This window comes from Shewanella maritima (assembly GCF_004295345.1).
Taxonomy (GTDB): Bacteria; Pseudomonadota; Gammaproteobacteria; order Enterobacterales; family Shewanellaceae; genus Shewanella; species Shewanella maritima.
Map to the genome: position 1 here is coordinate 2890843 of NZ_CP036200.1, position 18541 is coordinate 2909383.

Annotated in this window: 16 protein-coding genes; 4 read left to right on the plus strand and 12 right to left on the minus strand. The window is 46.4% G+C overall.

All coding sequences use genetic code 11. The features are described 5' to 3' along the window. Positions 1-24 precede the first annotated feature (24 nt). Positions 25-849 (minus strand): SURF1 family protein, encoded by an 825-nt coding sequence (locus EXU30_RS12410; protein ID WP_242620411.1) that lies wholly within the window; start codon positions 847-849, stop codon positions 25-27. Between EXU30_RS12410 and EXU30_RS12415 the strand changes: the two genes are divergently transcribed. Continuing rightward, on the plus strand, positions 794-1012 hold the full coding sequence (locus tag EXU30_RS12415) for a DUF2909 family protein (RefSeq protein WP_130600489.1): 219 nt from the start codon (positions 794-796) through the stop codon (positions 1010-1012). The two genes, EXU30_RS12410 and EXU30_RS12415, sit on opposite strands and share 56 nt — an antisense overlap. A gap of 15 nt (positions 1013-1027) precedes the next feature. On the opposite strand, the gene EXU30_RS12420 is transcribed toward EXU30_RS12415, so the two are convergent. From EXU30_RS12420 to lexA, 6 genes are all read right to left on the minus strand, one after another. Next, positions 1028-1903 carry a cytochrome c oxidase subunit 3 gene (locus tag EXU30_RS12420; protein WP_130600491.1) on the minus strand — a complete coding sequence of 292 codons (876 nt, stop codon included), beginning with the start codon at positions 1901-1903 and terminating at the stop codon, positions 1028-1030. After that, complete coding sequence (locus EXU30_RS12425; RefSeq protein ID WP_130600493.1) at positions 1900-2463, minus strand: cytochrome c oxidase assembly protein; 564 nt, start codon at positions 2461-2463, stop codon at positions 1900-1902. The genes EXU30_RS12420 and EXU30_RS12425 overlap by 4 nt, the downstream gene beginning before the upstream one ends. A gap of 1 nt (position 2464) precedes the next feature. Continuing rightward, positions 2465-4063: a cytochrome c oxidase subunit I gene (ctaD, locus tag EXU30_RS12430; RefSeq protein WP_130600495.1), complete on the minus strand. Its 1599-nt coding sequence runs from the start codon at positions 4061-4063 to the stop codon at positions 2465-2467. A gap of 12 nt (positions 4064-4075) precedes the next feature. Then, complete coding sequence (gene coxB / locus EXU30_RS12435; RefSeq protein ID WP_130600497.1) at positions 4076-5677, minus strand: cytochrome c oxidase subunit II; 1602 nt, start codon at positions 5675-5677, stop codon at positions 4076-4078. Between the two features lie 433 nt (positions 5678-6110). Beyond that, entirely contained in the window at positions 6111-6623 is a 513-nt protein-coding gene (locus EXU30_RS12440) for a SulA-like leucine-rich domain-containing protein (protein ID WP_130600499.1), read from the minus strand. Continuing rightward, positions 6620-7237 (minus strand): transcriptional repressor LexA, encoded by a 618-nt coding sequence (gene lexA / locus EXU30_RS12445; protein WP_130600501.1) that lies wholly within the window; start codon positions 7235-7237, stop codon positions 6620-6622. The genes EXU30_RS12440 and lexA overlap by 4 nt, the downstream gene beginning before the upstream one ends. A gap of 241 nt (positions 7238-7478) precedes the next feature. Between lexA and plsB the strand changes: the two genes are divergently transcribed. From plsB to EXU30_RS12460, 3 genes are all read left to right on the plus strand, one after another. Then, on the plus strand, positions 7479-9899 hold the full coding sequence (gene plsB / locus EXU30_RS12450) for a glycerol-3-phosphate 1-O-acyltransferase PlsB (RefSeq protein WP_130600503.1): 2421 nt from the start codon (positions 7479-7481) through the stop codon (positions 9897-9899). Between the two features lie 5 nt (positions 9900-9904). After that, positions 9905-11164, plus strand: a complete 1260-nt coding sequence (gene mtr / locus EXU30_RS12455) for a tryptophan permease (protein WP_130600505.1) — start codon at positions 9905-9907, stop codon at positions 11162-11164. Between the two features lie 459 nt (positions 11165-11623). Beyond that, a complete protein-coding gene (locus EXU30_RS12460; protein ID WP_130600507.1) occupies positions 11624-12406 on the plus strand; it encodes a VOC family protein in 783 nt (260 codons plus the stop codon). Between the two features lie 59 nt (positions 12407-12465). Here EXU30_RS12460 and EXU30_RS12465 read toward each other — a convergent pair whose 3' ends face one another. The 5 genes from EXU30_RS12465 to typA form a co-directional block, all read right to left on the minus strand. Then, positions 12466-12981, minus strand: a complete 516-nt coding sequence (locus EXU30_RS12465) for a gluconokinase (RefSeq protein WP_242620412.1) — start codon at positions 12979-12981, stop codon at positions 12466-12468. A gap of 5 nt (positions 12982-12986) precedes the next feature. Continuing rightward, entirely contained in the window at positions 12987-14402 is a 1416-nt protein-coding gene (gene glnG / locus EXU30_RS12470; RefSeq protein ID WP_130600509.1) for a nitrogen regulation protein NR(I), read from the minus strand. Positions 14403-14429: 27 nt separating this feature from the next. Further along, on the minus strand, positions 14430-15482 hold the full coding sequence (gene glnL / locus EXU30_RS12475) for a nitrogen regulation protein NR(II) (protein WP_130600511.1): 1053 nt from the start codon (positions 15480-15482) through the stop codon (positions 14430-14432). A gap of 150 nt (positions 15483-15632) precedes the next feature. Then, on the minus strand, positions 15633-16151 hold the full coding sequence (locus EXU30_RS12480; RefSeq protein ID WP_130600513.1) for a DUF4124 domain-containing protein: 519 nt from the start codon (positions 16149-16151) through the stop codon (positions 15633-15635). 216 nt (positions 16152-16367) lie between these two features. Further along, complete coding sequence (gene typA / locus EXU30_RS12485; protein ID WP_130600515.1) at positions 16368-18185, minus strand: translational GTPase TypA; 1818 nt, start codon at positions 18183-18185, stop codon at positions 16368-16370. Between the last annotated feature and the right edge of the window lie 356 nt (positions 18186-18541).

Genomic DNA, 18541 nt, shown 5'->3' on the forward strand with positions numbered 1-18541 from the left:
TGAATACTTGTTTACGAGTACTTTTTATTTAAGGAAACCTGTTTGTTGTTTACGAATAAACCTAACAGCTAGCCATAGCATCAAGCTTAAGAACACGGCTGCCATAGTGAACCACTGCAGGGCATAACCTTGATGTTTTTGCACCCCTAATGGAATAGGCTGCCATGGCTGAGGTAATTGTTGGTTAGCAAGTGAGTTGGGCTGCAGCACTAGATTGGCGATTGGTGTTTGTAGCAATTCACTTAGCTCAGCAATATTAAGATTTTGAAATCGCAGCGGGTTGCCCATCTCGGCTTGCAGTTGTTGGCTCATTGGGTTGATTTGTTTTTGATAAACCCGACCTGTTAACTCAACTTGCTCTAAAGGTAGCGGCTGTACGCTTGGTAATATGCGGCGGTCTTTACTGCCTGCAACAAAGCCTAATTCAAGCAATAGCCTAGGTTGTGATGGCGCTACCGTTAGCAGCTGAAATGCTAAATAACCCACCTGTCCTTGGTAGACTTGATTATCGAGTAGCAAGATTTGCTCGCTTACTGGTGTCGCGCTAAGGGCAAGTTGGTAGCCACTTAGTAGGCTAAACTCATCTGTTTGTTGCTTAGCCAGCTGCCCCAGTATTTCGCTGTAGCTTAATTGGCGTTGCTGCTGACGCTCACTCAAGGTTTGTTGCCATGTTTGCTTTTGTTTAGCTCTGTCTAACTGCCATAAGCCCAGCTTGACCAGAGCGCTAAATACCGCCACAGTAATTAATATGAACGCGACAATTGACCAACCATAACGTTTCCAAGGACTGCCTGTGACAACCCCATTCATCGTTAAGTTAGTGTTAGTGCTACTGCTCATATTCATTATGTTTAACTTAGCTAGGGCGCTGTTTATTTTGGTTAAAGGCGAAAATAAACAATCAATGGCGCCATTTTTGGGAAAACGCGTGCTGTTTTCAGCTATCGCCGTCATCTTGTTGCTTCTGGCGCTTGGGTTTGGTTTTATCGCACCTAACCCAAGACCTTATTAGCTATTCACCACGTATCTACAGCACGTAGACGAAGATAAATAGTCCTAGCCACACCACATCAACAAAGTGCCAGTACCAACTTCCCGCCTCGAAGGCGAACTGCTTGTCTGGGGTGAAGTGGCCTTTCAATACTCGCAAGAACAAAATGAGTAAGAACAAGGTGCCCAAGGTCACGTGCATGCCGTGAAACCCGGTTAGCAAGAAGAAGGTATTGCCGTAAATACCCGACTCTAACGTCAGTCCCATATCATGATAGGCGTGGGTATACTCCAGCACCTGCAGGTATAAGAACACTGAGCCAAGAATAATGGTGATTGCGAGCCACACGATAAGTGGTGTGCGCTTCATTTTCTCAAGACTTGTGTGGGCAAAGTGCAAAGTGACTGACGAGGTCACCAGAATGATGGTGTTAATTAGCGGCAAGCCGGTCCAAGGCATAGCCTCAGTTGTGGTGCCATCTGGAGTTTTAATCAGTGGCCACATCGCTTCGAATGTCGGCCACAGTACTTCGTGGGTCATGGCGTTATTTGATGCGCCGCCAAGCCAAGGGACTGAAATCATGCGCGCGTAAAACAGCGCGCCAAAGAACGCGCCAAAGAACATCACTTCTGAGAAGATAAACCAGCTCATGCCTTGACGAAATGATCTATCCATTTGCGCTGAATATAGGCCAGCCATCGACTCGTCGATAACATTTTTAAACCAGCCAAATAGCATAAATATAATCACGCCAATACCGGCGATCAGGATATAGCCGCCTGAGCTTTGCTCAGTTGATAACTGTTGAATATAACTGCCTGCACCAAACGCGATTAAAAATAGCCCTATGGCGCCGACAATCGGCCAAATACTCTGGGCGGGTACATAATAGGTTTCATGTTTTGTTGTCATTTTGCTGCTCCTTGCTCTATCGCACTCACCACCTTTCCTGTGATGTCATAGAGGGTATAAGAGAGAGTCAATGTGGTGATGGACTCAGGAAGATCTGGGTCCACATAAAAAATCAGAGGTAACTCGGCGCTTGCTTGCGCGGCTAGTGGTTGCTGGTTAAAGCAAAAACATTCGGTTTTATTAAAGTAAGCCGCGCCTTGACCGGGTGACACAGATGGAATTGCTTGACCGACGGTGTCTTTAGCAGACTTATTGTGGGCGATGAATTTGGCGTGAGTAAGTTTGCCCGGATGTACCTCAATCCGATTAACTTGCGGAGTAAAGTCCCACGCCATGCCTGACTGTACATGTGCGATAAACTCGACAGTGACAGTGCGGCTCTCATCGACAACCACAGCTTCATAAGTACTTGCCGTGCCTTGAGGTTTACCATTGATGCCTAGCGCATCACAAAGCACGTCATAAAGTGGCACCAACGCAAATCCAAAGCCGAACATACCCACTGAGCCAAGCACCAGTAGCGTGAGTAGTTTACGATTTGACTTTGGGCTTGCTGTCATATCATTTCACCTCTGGTGGAGTCGTGAACGAGTGATACGGTGCTGGGCTTGGGATTTCCCATTCAAGTCCTTCGGCACCTTCCCAAGGTTTTGCTGGTGCTTTCTCTCCGCCGCGTACGCACTTAATCACCACAGCTAAGAAAATCAGCTGCGACAGACCAAAGGCGAAGCCGCCAATCGATACGATTTGGTTAACGTCTGCAAACTGAATAGCGTAATCAGGGATACGTCTTGGCATACCCGCAAGACCCAAGAAGTGCATTGGGAAGAACAGCACGTTGACCGAAATCACTGAGCACCAGAAATGCCAGCGCCCTAACGTCTCGCTGTACATGTGACCTGTCCATTTAGGTAGCCAGTAATAAGCGGCTGCCATAATGGAGAATACCGCGCCAGATACCAGTACATAGTGGAAGTGAGCCACTACAAAGTAGGTGTCATGATATTGAAAATCCGCTGGTGTAATTGCCAGCATCAGTCCTGAAAAGCCGCCAATGGTAAACAGGATGATGAATGCCAGTGCAAATAACATAGGTGTTTCGAAGGTCATCGCGCCGCGCCACATGGTGGCTACCCAGTTAAATACCTTCACGCCAGTTGGCACTGCAATCAACATGGTGCAGTACATGAAAAATAGCTCAGCAAATACTGGCATACCTGTAGTGAACATGTGATGCGCCCAAACCAGGAATGACAAGATTGCGATACTGGCGGTGGCGTAGACCATTGATGCGTAACCAAACAGCGGTTTGCGACAAAACGCTGGGACAATGGCTGAGATAATGCCAAAGGATGGCAGAATCATGATGTATACCTCTGGGTGACCAAAGAACCAGAAAATATGCTGGAACATTACTGGGTCACCGCCACCGGCAGCATCGAAGAAGCTGGTGGCGAAGTATTTATCGGTCAATACCATGGTGACAACACCGGCGAGGACAGGCATAACGGCAATAAGCAAGAATGCCGTGATTAACCAAGTCCACACAAACAGTGGCAGCTTCATCCAGGTCATGCCTGGAGCGCGCATATTGACGATGGTGACAATAACGTTAATTGCACCCATGATTGAACTGATACCCATAATATGCACAGAGAATACAAATAGTGCTGTGGTATCTGGACTATAGGTTGTCGACAGCGGTGCATAGAAGGTCCAGCCAAAGTTAGGTCCGCCGCCTTCCATAAATAGCGAGCCTATCAACAGAGAAAACGCGAATGGTAGGATCCAAAAACTCCAGTTGTTCATTCGCGGCAGCGCCATATCTGGCGCGCCAATCATCATGGGGATCAGCCAGTTTGCTAACCCTGTAAAGGCTGGCATCACTGCGCCAAATACCATGATGAGGCCATGAACCGTGGTCATCTGGTTGAAGAAGTTGGGGTCAACTAGTTGTAGACCTGGCTGGAATAGTTCGGCGCGAATAACCATCGCCATTGCGCCGCCAGTTAAAAACATTAAGAAACTAAACCACAGATAGAGTGAACCTATGTCTTTGTGGTTGGTGGTTAAAACCCAACGCATGAGCCCTTTTGGGGCGCCATGATGATCATCATGGTGTACATGGTCGGCAGTTTGTTCGTGTGTCATTGTGCTCATTGTTCCACTCTCCTACTGACCATGACTGTCAACGTCTTTCGCTTGCACGGTATCGCCTGAGTTATTACCCCAAGCGTTGCGCTCATAAGTCACTACCGCAGCGATTTGTCTTGGCGTCAGTAATGCGCCAAACGCTTGCATTGCCGTGCCAGGAGCACCGTTTTTGACTACTTCAATATGACCGCTTACATCACCTTTGATGATAGGGCTGCCAATCAGAGATGGGAAAGCACCAGGAAGACCTGCGCCATTGGCTTGGTGACAGGCAACACAGCTTGCCATGTAAACTTGTTCACCTTCACTCATTAGCTGTTCATGGGTGAGTTCGGAAAGGTCGGCTTCAACTGCCTGAGCAACTTCGCTGGCGATCTCTTGGACTTCACTAACCACAGTTTCAGCTGCTTGCTCTATGGTTTCGACAGCCGAGGTTGCGTCAGGTACCGCTTGGGTTGCTTCAGTTTCAGCGCTCGAGCTGGTGGCAGCTCCTGTAGTAAGGTTGCTAACATCGATCGCCTGCACTGAGTCGCCGCTGTTGTTGCCCCAGGCATTGCGCTCATAAGTGACGACAGCGGCAATTTGAGTTGCACTTAGCTGCTTATTGAATGCCTGCATAGCCGTGCCGGGTTTACCGTTAACTACGATATCAATGTGAGCTGACACATCGCCCTTAATCAGCGGACTGCCAATAAGTGATGGGAACACACCCGGAAGGCCAGCGCCGTTAGGTTGGTGACAAGCCGCGCAGCTCGCAAGGTAAACCTGCTCGCCTTGAGCCATCAGCTCTTCCATCGACAAGGTCTTATTAAGCGATGCGGCGGCTTCTACTTCGGCCTGTTTAGCTGCTAGTTTTTGGTCAGCTAACCAAGCATCAAATTCAGCTTCTGGTAATACTTCAACCACCACCGGCATAAAGCCGTGGTCTTTACCACATAGCTCGGCGCATTGCCCGCGGTAAGTGCCAGGCTTATCAACCTTGGTCCAGGCTTCATTAATAAATCCTGGGTTAGCATCTTTTTTAACGGCAAATGCGGGTACCCACCAGGAGTGAATCACATCATCTGAAGTCATTAAAAAGCGCACTTTACGATTGGTAGGGATGACTAGAGGTTTATCTACTTCCAGTAGGTAGGTATCGGTTTTGGTGGCGTCGCCCTCGATTTGATCTCTTGGGGTCGATAGTACGCTGAAAAACTCGACGTCTTCATTGAAGTAGCTGTAATGCCACTTCCATTGTGAACCCGTTACCTTAATCGTTAAGTCAGCATTCGATGGGTCTTCCATGGCGATCAAAGTTTTGGTCGCTGGAATAGCCATACCGATAAGGATAAGGAAAGGGATAACCGTCCATATCACCTCAACTTTGGTGCTATGGTGAAATTTAGCGGGTTCAACGCCTTTTGATTTGCGGTGGAATATCATGGAGTAAATCATTACTCCAAACACCAAAAAACCAATGGCGCAGCAAATATACAAAATGATCATGTGTAGGTCATACACTTGACCACTAATATTAGTGACACCTTGGGTCATGTTTAGGGGCATTTCGCTTGCCCCAAGGCGCGGTGCTACTACAACTAGTAACCCCAATAGCGCACAATACAACCATTGCTTCACAAGACTTCTCCTCTGCCAATTGCGAATAGCAACTACAAAGAAGAGTCACACAGTAAGTCTCTGCTCTATGCAAACTCTTCGGTTCCCAAAAAAGCTTGATGACTTCAAAGTATCGATGGCGGTGAGAATACTTCGATGCTAATAAGCACTATGGCTTGGTTAGCATTACTGCTGCACGACTACGGGTGTTTACCGCTCGAGATACCTACGACTGAATTTATCAACTCTGATTTGACGTGTTCCAATCTATGTGGATTCACGTTTTTTATATTCAGATGGCGCGTAAAAATCAGCCACCTTGATTTAACATTACTTGCAGTTTAAATATTGATCAAGATCACTTTTGTCGGTAATAGCTTGAAAAATGGCTTAAAAAAAGCAACAAAAAGCCCTGCAACTGTGGCAGGGCTTGAGTTCTATTCGCAATAAAAAATTAATGAATTGCTGCGAAATTATTCATTTTGCCAGTGATACTTGCTGGGTTAACAGCTTGATTAGCATGTTCGCTTGCTTGTTGCTCCTGGATAACTAGACCAAGCGCGCGAGCACTTTTTGCTACCAGTTGCAGACGGCGACTGTCGCGGTCATCTAGATTGCTGGTCCAGCTAACGACCGCGCTAGATGTACCACTGGTAAGGGCTTTTTCAGTGGCCCAGAGGGTTTCAATTTCATCTTTTGCATGCACCAACAATACCCGGTCAGTGCGGACGCCTGCGTTAGCAAGCAGTTGTTTGTAGCTAATATGTGGAGGATTGATAAGTACAATCCAGCGACCTTGAAAACTCAGCGTAGCAAGTTGTGGTGCAAGGGCTTTTAGCTCCTGCTCACCTTGAGTGTTTGAGCGCACAGTATTAATGCTAGGTTGTACTTGAAGATCGGTGCAGCTTGTTGAGCTATCAGTCCACATACCAGGGTGGCGAGGTGAATTTCCCATTAAGTTATTCATGACCAATCTCCATTTCTAATCACACCAACCGCTAAGCCTTCGATGGTTAAGCTCTCACAGGTTAAGTCGACCTTGATTGGAGAGTAGTCTTCATTCTCAGCATGTAGCAGTACTGTATTACCTTTCTTTTCAAAACGTTTTACTGTGACATCATCTTCAACACGAGCGACAACCACTTGACCATTTCTTGCTTGTTGCATCTTATGCACCGCAAGTAAGTCGCCTTCTAAAATACCAATGTCTTTCATACTGTCGCCGCGCACGCGTAGTAAAAAGTCAGCAGAAGGTTTAAACATATCTGGGTCAACTTGGTAATGCTGTTCAACATGTTCCTGCGCCAAAATCGGTTCCCCCGCAGCAACTTGACCAATTAACGGCAGACCATCGTTTTGCGCTTCTTCGTCTTGAGGGAGGCGAATACCGCGAGATGTACCAGGCATGATTTCAATACAGCCTTTACGAGCTAACGCTTTTAAGTGCTCCTCAGCAGCGTTGGCACTTTTAAACCCAAGACGCTTGGCAATCTCTGCACGAGTAGGTGGCATGCCAGTTTCTGCAATATTGGTTTTAATTAGCTCTAAAATTTCTGCTTGGCGCGGCGTTAATGGTCTCATGTTGAATCCTGTTTTTTTATACAGTGACTGTCATTATATACAGTGTTTGGGTTCGTGCAAGTATTAACCAATATTATTTTTTCGAAAGGCTATTAGTGAGTTAGCGAACTCTGAGTCAGTGTGCTCTGAAAACTACTGTGTGCTGGTGGTTTGATTAACGATTGATAACTCATAGTGTTAGCCGACGATATTCTGTTATCCTATGCGGCATTATTTGTCCGTAGAATTCATAATCACAACTATGTCAAAACCAGATTCGCTAGTATTACGCGCGTTGCGCTGGGTTCAAAAGTGGATGGTACACACGATTGTTGTTCCTGAAGATCCTTTTGATGACTTAAATCTCGATAAAGATAAGCCCATTGTTTACGTGATGAAGACGGAGTCGATTAGCGACACCGCTGCATTAAGTGAAATCACCTCAGGCTTTGGTATGCCAAGCCCCTATGAGCCGCTAGAAATTGACGGTTTGACGGTGCCTAGGATTGTTTGCCTTGAAGGACGTAAGCCGATTTTTGGTCGCCGAGAAAGTGGTGACAAGTTCCTGAGCTATTTTACCAATCTGTTAACTGTGCACCGCCAGCGTCCTGAATTAGATATTCAGCTGGTGCCAGTGAGCCTGTATTGGGGGCGTACGCCGGGCAAAGAAGATGACACCATGAAAGCGGCAGTACTAGAGCGTCAGAGTCCAACCTGGTTACGCAAGTGGCTGATGATTATGTTTTTAGGTCGTCATAACTTCGTGCAGTTCTCAAATGCTGTATCACTTAGATTTATGGCAGATGAGCATGGCAGTGATAAAGCCATCGCGCAAAAGCTTACCCGTGTTGCTCGGGTACACTTTGGTCGTCAACGCAAGGTGATGACCGGGCCACAGCTGCCAAATCGTAACTCATTGTTTGACTCATTACTGAAGTCTGAAGCGGTACAAAAAGCGATTAAGGAAGAGGCTGCCAACAAGAAAGTATCAGAGGAGAAGGCAAAGGAAACTGCGGTTAAATATATTGATGAGATAGCGGCAGATTATTCAGACAGTTTAATTCGTATCGCTGAGCGCTTTTTAACCTGGCTGTGGAATAAGCTCTACAGTGGCATTAAAATTCGCGGCGCTGAGCAAGTTCGCCAATTACACCATGACGGCCACGAGATTGTGTATGTACCTTGTCACCGCAGCCACATGGACTACTTGCTGCTGTCGTACATCCTTTACTATCAAGGTATGGTACCGCCGCATATTGCTGCAGGTATTAACCTTAACTTCTGGCCAGCAGGACCTATGTTCCGCCGCGGCGGCGCCTTCTTCATTCGCCGCAGCTTTAACGGAAACAAGTTATACACCGCAGTATTTCGTGAGTATTTAGATCAGCTGTTTACCAAGGGCTACTCTGTAGAGTACTTCACCGAAGGTGGTCGTTCACGCACCGGGCGCTTGCTAGCACCAAAAACCGGTATGTTGGCGATGACAGTTAACAGTGTGCTGCGCGGCATTGAAAGACCTGTCACGCTAGTACCAGTTTATCTGGGTTACGACCACGTGATGGAAGTGGCGACTTATCATAAAGAGCTAAGCGGCAAGAAGAAAAAGAAAGAGTCGGTTTGGCAAGTATTCGGCATTATCCGCAAACTGGGTAACTTTGGCCATGGCTATGTTAACTTCGGTGAGCCAATTAACCTGCAAAATTTCTTAACTCAGCAATCACCTGATTGGCGCGAAGAAATGGCAAAAGATAAAGAGCAAAAGCCAAGCTGGTTAACACCAGCCGTCAATGATTTAGCCAATCGCGTGATGACCAATATTAACGGCGCCGCGGCGGTTTCTGCCGTCACTTTAGGTAGTCTAGCGTTACTGGCGACTGAGCAAAATGCACTAGAGCGCAGCCAGCTAGAGAAGCAGTTAAATCTTTATCTCAATCTACTCAACAAGGTGCCATACACAGGCTACACCTCTGTGGTGGACGGTGATGGCGCTTCGGTTATCGACCAAGGATTAGCGCTGAATAAGTTTGTCTCTGAAAAAGACACCATGGGTGAGATTATCTCACTTGATGAGCAAACAAGTATCACCATGAGCTACTATCGCAACAACATCATTCACCTGTTGATTGTGCCTTCACTTATCGCCAGTTGCCTGGTTTATATCGAAAATTGTAAGCGTGAGCAAATAAAAGCGATTGTGGCGGATTTATATCCGCTATTGAAAGCTGAGCTGTTTATGAATATCGATGATCTTGATGCTTACATTGATAACATTTTGGCGCTAATGACAGCAGAGCAGTTAATAGATGGCACAGAGCTGTTTAAAGTCAATGAGGCACACGTCACACAGTTAAACCTGCTTGCTGAAACTGTCAGCGAAACCATGCAACGTTACGCAATCATTTTCAATTTGCTTGCCATTAAACCTGATCTTGAGCGCAGTGAACTCGAAAGCGACAGCTACCAACTTGCGCAGCGTTTAGGTAAGTTACATGGGGTAACGGCACCTGAATTCTATGACAAGAAATTGTACAACACCCTAAGCGTGAAGCTTAAAGATCTTGGTTATTTGAGTGCAGAGCAAGCTAATGAAGATGTGATTCGAATTCGTGAGCATGTCAATCAATTACAGCGCTCATCGGTAAAACAAACAATTGTAGACAGCGTTGCTGCGGAGCACGGTTAAACTCAATGACAATTCAACACGAAGGTGGCCAAACGGCTAGCCCACAAGCTAAATCGCTACTCGGTGGTGCAATGATTATTGCAGGCACCACAGTTGGCGCGGGTATGTTTTCTCTGCCAGTTGTGGGCGCTGGTATGTGGTTTGGTTGGTCATTGGTCATGCTTGTTGGCATTTGGTTTTGCATGCTGATGTCTGGCTTGTATTTGCTTGAAGCTAATTTGCATTTTAAGCCTGGTGCGAGCTTTGACACGCTGACCAAAGAGACTCTTGGGCAATTTTGGCGAGTGGTCAATGGCTTGTCTATCGCGTTTGTGTTGTATATCTTGTCGTACGCTTACATCAGTGGCGGCGGGTCCATTGTCAATCACAGCCTAAATTCAATCGGTGTTGAATTGCCGCAAAGTGTCGCAGGTCTTGTGTTTGCTTTGGTATTGGCTGCAATTGTTGTTATCAGTACTAAAGCAGTCGATCGAATTACCACCGTTATGCTTGGTGGTATGGTGATTACCTTTTTCCTGGCGATTGGTAATCTGCTCATTGAAGTAGACTTTAGCAAGCTTGCGCAAAGTGATTCTCAAGCAAGTTATCTCCCCTTTATGTTGGCCGCTTTACCGTTTGGTTTAACTAGCTTTGGTTATCACGGTAACGTGCCAAGCCTAGTTAAATATTATGGTAAAGATGGTGCTAAGATCACTAAGGCGATATTTATTGGTACCGGTATCGCCTTGCTGATTTATGTGTGTTGGTTAGTCGCCACTATGGGCAATATCGACCGTAGTATTTTCCCTGATATTATCGCTAAAGGCGGTAACATGGGCGTGCTAGTTGCTGCGCTGTCTGATGTGATTGAAAGCACTTGGTTGAATAACTTACTTACCTTGTTTGCAAACCTAGCTGTGGCGTCTTCATTCCTTGGTGTAACTCTTGGTTTGTTTGACTTCTTAGCGGATTTATTCGGTTTTGATGATTCAGCAACAGGCCGTGCTAAAACCGCGGCTGTGACCTTCATTCCACCAACCATTCTAGGCTTACTGTTTCCTAATGGCTTTTTGATTGCGATTGGTTTTGCCGCGTTGGCAGCAACTATTTGGGCGGTTATTGTGCCGGGGTTATTGGCATACAAGGTACGTAAACTGTATCCAAATAGCGACGGCTTTAAGGTGCCAGGTGGTAATGGCATTATCTGGCTAGTGATTGCCTTTGGTGTGATTACGGCTGCGTGCCACTTGTTAGCGATGGCGGATATTTTGCCAGTATACAAATAGCGAATTTACAGATTTGTATGAATAGTAAAGGTCTTCTACGGAAGGCCTTTTTTGTTTTCCCAAGCCACCTACTTCATTAGGTTATCATCGTATAGGCTTTGCTTGTATTTTTGTTTACATGACATGTTTAGGTTGAGCCTGCTATGTAATGATATTTAAAGCACGCAGCAAGCACATCCTTGTGGGCTCAACGAAAACATCCATGTTTTCAAAGGCTTTAAATATCATTACTTATAGATGCTATTGAGAATACTAAATAATTGAAACCCACCTTTTTCAAAAGGTGGATTCTTTACTGTCTGCAGACATAATAACATAAGAATTGACGATGAAAGTTGACTGCTAAAATGGGTAAATTAGTCTATGTTTAGCTTGTTTGTATACGTAGTTTAATCGCGCTATTTCACTCGGTGATTTCAGGTTATGTAGCCAGATTTCAAGTTACCTAAGGAGAGGTTGATGAAAGTTGAGTCATATATTCAAGGCCAGCCATGTTGGGTTGAGCTTGCATCCCATGATTGGCAAGCGGGAAAGTCGTTTTATCAGCAACTATTTAACTGGCAACTTGTCGATATGGAAACGCCTGATGGTCATTACACCACAATGCAGATAGATGGCGGTGATGTGGCGGCCATGTATCAAATGTCGGCAGAGATAGCTAAAGACACCCCAAGCCATTGGACCATCTACTTTGCAGTCGATAATGTTGATGAAACCATTGAGCGCGTCAAACAAGCTGGAGGTCAGCTGGTTATTGGGCCGCATAATGTCGGTGATGCAGGGCGTATGGCTGTGTTTCTTGACCCAGAAGGCGCGAGCTTTGCAGTGTGGCAGGCCATGGAACATTCAGGTATTCAACATAGGCAAATGGCAAATACTCTGTGCTGGGTGGAGCTGGCCTGTTCTGACACCGGTGTTGAGAAACAGTTCTATAGTCAGGCGTTAGGGTTAAACACCAAGCTTAATGATAGTGTTGATTTTGAATATACCGAGTGGCACGCAAAAGACACGCCTATTGGCGGTATGATGGCGATGACAGAAGAGTGGGGCGATATGCCAACCCATTGGATGAGTTATTTTGATGTGGATGACTGTGATGCCATGGCCGCTAGAGCGGCTGAGATAGGCGGCAAAGTGTGTGTGCCGCCAACCGACATTCCGCAAGTGGGCCGTTTCGCGGTCATTAATGACCCACAAGGGGCAGTATTCTCAATTATTCAACTGATCACGCGAGAGTATTAGGCTCACGCAGCTAGGGATATTGCCGCATTCTTGTGGATTAATCGTTAGTTAACCTGAGCTTAGGTTAGTTTAGCTATCGCCTCTAGTGTTACCTGTATTTGCTCACCAGTAGGTAAGTCAGCGCTAACGGTTATCGTTAGCGCTTCAGCCTCTGGCGACTCTAGTGTGGCAAACTGGCTTGCTAACATGCTAGATTTCATGAAGTGCCCTTGCCGCTCTGTAAGGCGCTTTTCAATCAGTAGCTTGTCGGCTTTTAGGTAGAGTAACAATAACGGCTGATTATTAAGCCTAATTTGCTCGCGATAGGCTTGTTTGAGCGCTGAACACACAATTACCCCTGACTCGTTTTTATGCTGCAAACTGTAAACGGCATCGTTGATGCGAGTTAGCCATTCCTTGCGGTCTTGATCAGTAAGCGGCGTGCCAGCCGTCATCTTGTCGATGTTAGCTCTAGGGTGTAGGTCGTCACCATCAATAAACTTTGCCTGACAGTGTTGCGCGAGCCTTTGAGCATAAGTTGATTTGCCACTGCCGCTGACACCCATAACGATAATGACTTGATTGCCTAACTTCATCACTGCTAGTCCATTGCCAGTTCTTTGAGCTTACGAGTTAAGGTATTTCGGCCCCAGCCAAGGCGCTTAGCCGCTTCTTGTTTGTGACCCTGAGTGTGTTTTAGGGCGGTTTCTAACAAGGTGCGCTCGAATGCGGGTTGAATGTCAGTGAGTAGATCAGACTCACCAGCCGAGAGTTTTTCATCAACCAATGCCGCTAACGCCGACTGCCAACTGCCGTGCTCCACGGGCGCATGGCTTGGGTTTGTTTTGTCTTCTAGCAATTCTGGTGGTAAGTCTTGCGGTAAAATCTCTTGCCCTGATGCCATGACCGTTAGCCAACGGCAAGTGTTTTCAAGTTGCCTTACATTGCCCGGCCAAGGTAGTTGCGACAGTTTAGTAGCGGTTTCTTTGGTAAGAATTTTGGTTTCAACGCCAATTTCCTGGGCGGCTGAGGTTAAGAAGTGACTTGCCAACTGTGGAATATCTTCACGGCGCTGGGAAAGTGGTGGCAGGTGAACACGAATTACATTTAAACGGTGGAACAAATCTTCACGAAACTCGCCTTTTTGTACCAGATTCTCAAGGTTTTGATGGGTGGCGGCGATAATGCGCACGTCCACTTGTACGCCTTGATGGCCGCCGACGCGATAAAACTGACCGTCCGCTAATACCCTCAATAGTCGAGTCTGCACATCAAGCGGCATGTCGCCAATTTCATCTAAAAATAGCGTGCCACCATTTGCTTGCTCGAATCTGCCCTGACGCACGTTACCTGCCCCGGTAAATGCACCTTTTTCATGGCCAAATAACTCTGATTCAATCAAATCTTTTGGAATTGCCGCCATATTAAGGGCAATAAAGGGTTTGTCTTTGCGCGGGCTATGTTTATGCAGTGCGCCTGCAACTAACTCTTTACCTGTACCGGATTGGCCATTAATCAGCACGCTTATTGATGAGCGCGATAGGCGGCCAATGGCGCGAAACACTTCTTGCATTGCTGGCGCTTCACCAATGATCTCTGGCGCTTTGACTACCGTCTCGTCAGGGTCGCTAGTCGGCGTTTGCTCATTGGCATGAGTTAGTGCGCGCTCGACTAAGGCAATGGCTTCGTCAATATCAAAAGGTTTTGGCAGGTATTCAAATGCACCAGCTTGATAGGCACTGACTGCGCTATCGAGATCGGAATGCGCTGTCATGATGATCACTGGAATATGTGGGTAATGCATCTGCAGGCGCTCAAGCAGGGTTAACCCATCTGTGCCTGGCATACGAATATCAGAAACGATCACTTGTGGCTGTGATGACTCAAGCGCTTGCCAAAGCGACTCTGCTGCGGCAAAGCTTGCTGTCGTGATTCGTGCGCCTTTTAGGGCTTTTTCAAGTACCCAACGTATCGAGCTATCGTCATCGAGGATCCATACTTTTTCGCTGATATTCATTCTACTTCCTCAAAATCTCGGGTTACTTTAGCAAGTGTTGCCAGCTTGCAAAGGTAGGGTAATAGTAAACTCTGTGTGCCCTGGCGCAGATGTGCAGTCAACTCGGCCATCGTGTAGGCGTGCAATGTTGTGCGCAATCGATAGCCCTAAGCCTGAGCCATCTTCTCTACCTGTAACCATAGGGTAAAACAAGGTGTCCATTAGCTCTGGCGGAATACCAGGGCCATTGTCGATAATTGACAGCGTTAGCACGAGCTTATGGCGTTTGTTACCTATGGTGATTTGGTGCTGGGTACGGGTTTTAATCACTATGTCGCCACCACTGCTTTCGAGCGCTTGAATGGCGTTTTGCACTATGTTGAGCACTGCTTGCTGCATCTGATCTGCGTCCATGGCGATGTCGGGAATCGACGGGTCATAGTCGCGGCTCAAGGTGACATTATTTGGTAGGGTAAACTCAACCAGTGCCATCACCTTTTGGATCACTTCATGAATATTGTGTTGAGTATGCTCTGTTGGGCGCTGAGGGCCGAGTAAGCGGTCAACCAGGCTGCGCATACGGTCAGCTTGCTCAATAATCAAGCTGGTAAATTCTTTTAAGTCAGGAGACTTTAGCTCTCGTGAAAGTAATTGCGCTGCGCCGCGAAGGCCTCCCAATGGGTTCTTGATTTCATGGGCCAGGTTACGCACTAAAAACTGTGCTGCTTGTTGCTGGGCATCTTGGTTAAGCTGCTGATGAATGCGTCGTTGCTGATCGACTTGGCGCAATTCAAGCAAGCTTAAATGACGCTCGTCCTCTAATGGGATTAAGGTTAAATCTATGGTGTGATGCTGGCCATCAAGGGTAATAAGTGGCGCGGTATTAACGGTAAGCCCCTGGCTGGAGTCTACTGCATCAATCAATATTTGGCTTTCTACGCCCATCAGCTGATAGTGCTCAGGGAGCGATAACTCCAGTAACTTATGCTGGCTGATCCCTAACAGCTGCTCAGCCGCAGCATTGGCATAGCAAGGCTTTAAGTCCTTATCAATGACCAAGACGGCGGTAACTAGGTGATTGAGTAGATTTTGGCTGTCCATTCATCGTCCATTTATTGGGTTGCACCACTATGGTGCACCAACTTGGTGCGTCGCGCAACTGACTTCACCGGACATGAATTTAAATCATTATCTGAGGTTTTCTGGCTTAACTATATGAAATTAAAGATTTAAAAAGAGATCTTTAATTTGTTAACCACGACCGATAACTGATGCCCGATGCAGAAAAACAGTTCTAGCTGGACTAGATGCAAGGACTTTGCCGTTTTGGGTCACGACATTCACCACAATGGTATGTGCGCCGCGATCAATATTGGTTAGGCGGAAAATGCTTGAGGTTTGCGGCTGCACTTTTAGCTGGCCATTGAGTGACAGAGTGAAAAATGCGCCTTTAGGTAATTTAGGCTCAATATTAGCGGTGACCGTAATATTACCGTTATTGTCACGAATCGTGGCTTCCTCGGCAGGGGAGGCGATAACGACTTTGTAGTTTGGCTGTGCACCTGGACTTGGTTTGGTGGAGCGGGTGATAGGTGTGGGCTGCACCACGGTAATATTGTTTTGGGTATTGTCGTTTAGCTGGACTTCGGTGGCATTTTCTCTCGGCTCGTCAGAATAGTGAACCTTGCCATTTTCATCTACCCATCGGTATACGGCGGCAACACTGCTAAGGCTAATTGTGATTAAGCTGATTAATAGTAGAAGTCGCATAGTCTGTCCTAAGTTGATGCTCTCAGGTCTATATTAGCGCTTTCTCGATTAAAAATCAGCCATTGCGGCCAATGCCTAGTGTTTAGCATTGAGCATGTTAAAAGTAAGCACAGTACCTCTAAGGGTTTCGAGTCTTGGAAGTTAAGTTAGTAAAAACTAAGCCAACAAAAAGCCCGCATAATGCGGGCTTAATAAGCGAATAATTAACTGGGTTAATTACTTTGGCTCGCGGCTAGCGCGTTTACGCTCGCTTTCAGTCAGTAGCTTCTTACGAACACGGATGTTCTCAGGTGTTACTTCTACTAGCTCGTCATCGTCGATGAACTCAAGCGCTTGCTCAAGCGTCATTTGGATGTGTGGAGTCAGTACCTGCGCTTCGTCAGTACCTGATGCACGCATGTTGGTTAGCTGCTTACCTTTCAAACAGTTAACTGTAAGGTCGTTAGCGCGAGCATGAATACCAATGACTTGGCCTTCATATACTTCTGCAGCGTGACCAATCATTAGGCGACCACGGTCTTGCAGACCAAATAGTGCGAATGTTAGTGCTTTACCGGTTGCATTCGAGATAAGCACACCGTTTTGACGTTGACCGATGTCACCGCCTTTTACTGGGCCATAGTGATCGAATGAGTGGTAGATAAGACCAGTACCAGACGTCGCTGTCATGAACTCAGTTTGGAAACCGATTAGACCACGGCTTGGAATGATAAAGTCGATACGCACGCGACCTTTACCATCAAGTTGTAGATCTTTCATATCACCTTTACGGATACCTAATTTTTCAATCACAGTACCTTGGTGATCTTCTTCTACGTCAACCGTTAGGGTTTCGTATGGCTCGCACATTTCACCGTCGATTTCTTTGGTGATAACTTCTGGGCGCGATACTGCTAGCTCGTAACCTTCACGGCGCATATTCTCAATCAAGATACCTAGGTGAAGCTCACCACGGCCTGATACGCGGAAACGGTCTGGTGAGTCAGTTTCTTCAACGCGTAGTGCTACGTTGTGAACCAGCTCTTGCTCTAGACGTTCAAGAATATTACGTGAAGTAACATACTTACCTTCTTTACCAGCAAACGGAGAAGTGTTTACTTGGAAGGTCATGGTGAGTGTTGGCTCATCTACAGATAGTGCAGGCAGTGCTTCAACCTGGTTAACACCACAAACAGTGTCTGAGATTTGTAGGTTACCTAGACCAGTAATTGCCACAATGTCACCCGCGTTAGCTTCAGCAACTTCGTGACGGTCTAGACCCATGTAACCAAGTACCTGACCGACTTTACCGTTACGAGTTTTGCCGTCAGCACCAACAACAGTTACCTGTTGGTTTACTTTAACGCTACCGCGCTTGATACGGCCTACACCGATAACACCTACATAAGAGTTATAGTCAAGCTGGGTGATCTGCATTTGGAACTCACCTTCAGCGTCAGCATCTGGTGAAGAAACTTTTTCTACGATTGACTGGAACAGTGGCGTCATGTCTTCGCTAGTCTCATCTGGATCTAAGCTTGCGAAACCGTTTAGTGCAGATGCGTAAACAATTGGGAAGTCTAACTGTTCGTCAGTTGCGCCTAAGTTGTCGAATAGGTCGAATACTTGGTCGATAACCCAGTCAGGACGTGCGCCTGGACGGTCAATCTTGTTGATAACAACGATTGGCTTTAGGCCTTGAGCGAATGCTTTTTTCGTTACAAAGCGCGTTTGCGGCATTGGACCGTCAACAGCGTCAACCAGCAGTAGTACTGAATCAACCATAGAAAGTACACGTTCAACCTCACCGCCAAAGTCGGCGTGGCCTGGAGTATCTACGATGTTAATGCGATAGTCGTTCCATTTGATGGCAGTATTCTTTGCCAGAATGGTGATACCACGCTCTTTTTCAAGATCGTTAGAATCCATTACACGTTCTTCGGCTTCGCCTCGGCTTTCAAGGGTGCCTGATTGAGCCAATAGCTTGTCTACCAAGGTCGTTTTGCCATGGTCAACGTGAGCAATAATGGCGATGTTACGTAAATTCTCTAACACGGATAAAACCTCTATACCATCAAATAAAAATTATGAGTTTAATGCAGCTTTAGGTCAGGTGACTCGCACGGTAAAAACCAAGCGAAAATCAGCTGTCACAAGTATAGCTGTCATAAAAAAGCGTGCCATTCTACTCTAGAGTGACTCCAGTAGATAGGATTATTTTTGAACACTCAATTTTTTACAAAAAATAAACCTTTTTTGGCAGGGACTTGGCAGATATTTGCGCATTTTACTCCATAACTGATGACAGTTTGGTGATGCGATTTTGATGACTGATTTAATAAGGTGCACACAAATGGACTTTTGCACCAAATGGGCGCATATTGATGCACTGGAATTGTGCAATGCGCTGC